Below are 1181 nucleotides of genomic sequence, written 5' to 3'. Positions count from 1 at the left end.
AAGCCGTCTTCGCCACCGTTCGTTACGGTAGTCGTAGTAGCTACTACTGCGCCGTCAACCAGCAGGTTAACGGTGACATCGTTGATACCTTCTTCATCAGCGTCCTGCTGACCGTCAGCGTTCTTGTCGAGCCATACGTAGTCGCCAAGGCTGGCTTCTTCATAGATACCAGCGTCAATCGTAGGATTGTTCTCGCCAGATTCAAGAACGATAGCGTCAGACTGACCAGTCGTGATGTTGGCATCACTGTCGGTAGTGTCGTCACCTTCGTCCTCTGGGCTGAACTCATTGCCATCAGGAGCAACAAACTCAACAACATATGGTGTACCAGGCGTAAGCTCATCGAACTCGTAGTAGCCAGGTTCGCCTGTGTCAGGGTTGTCGACCGTTGTCGTAGACTCAAGAACGTTGCCGTCTTCGTCGAGCAGGTTAACGGTGACACCGTTGACACCTTCTTCGTCAGCATCCTGCTGACCGTCAGCGTCGTTGTCAAGGAAGACAAAGTCTCCCAAAGAAGCGGTCTCGTAGAAACCAGCGTCAATCGTGGGGTTGTTTTCATTAGAACCGAGGACAACCGTCTGGCTCAGGCCGGTGGTACGGTCAGCGTCGCTGTCCGTAGTGTCATCACCTTCGTCCTGTGGGCTGGCAAGGAAGCCGTCAGGAGCAACAAACTCCACTACGTACTCAACACCTGGCGTCAGGTCAGTGAACTCGTAGAAGCCGTCTTCGCCGGCGTTGGTAACCGTAGTAGTGCTGGCCACTACTGCTCCGTCAACCAAGAGGTTAACGGTGACATCGTTGATACCTTCTTCGTCAGCGTCCTGCTGACCGTCAGCGTTCTTATCTAACCATACGTAGTCGCCAAGAGAAGCGGTCTCGTAGATACCGGCGTCAATCGTAGGATTGTTCTCGCCAGACTCCAGAACTACTGCATCAGACTGACCAGTCGTCGTATTGGCATCGCTGTCCGTAGTATCGTCACCTTCATCCTGCGGGCTGAAGGTATTGCCATCAGGAGCGATGAACTCAACAACGTATGGTGTACCAGGCGTGAGCTCATCGAACTCGTAGTAGCCGGGCTCGCCCGTGTCAGGATTGTCGGCCGTTATCGTAGACTCAAGAACGTTACCGTCTTCGTCAAGCAGGTTAACGGTTACACCGTTGATACCTTCTTCGTCAGC

Annotated in this window: 1 protein-coding gene; it reads right to left on the bottom strand. The window is 53.4% G+C overall.

Annotated features, from left to right (window positions below):
• The coding region (locus tag BM123_RS23775) for an SdrD B-like domain-containing protein (RefSeq protein ID WP_139212093.1) at positions 1 to 1181 on the bottom strand (1181 nt) is incomplete at both ends.

Source organism: Neolewinella agarilytica, from assembly GCF_900110645.1.
In the GTDB taxonomy this organism is placed as follows: Bacteria; Bacteroidota; Bacteroidia; order Chitinophagales; family Saprospiraceae; genus Neolewinella; species Neolewinella agarilytica.
This window is presented reverse-complemented; position numbering and strand designations above follow the sequence as displayed.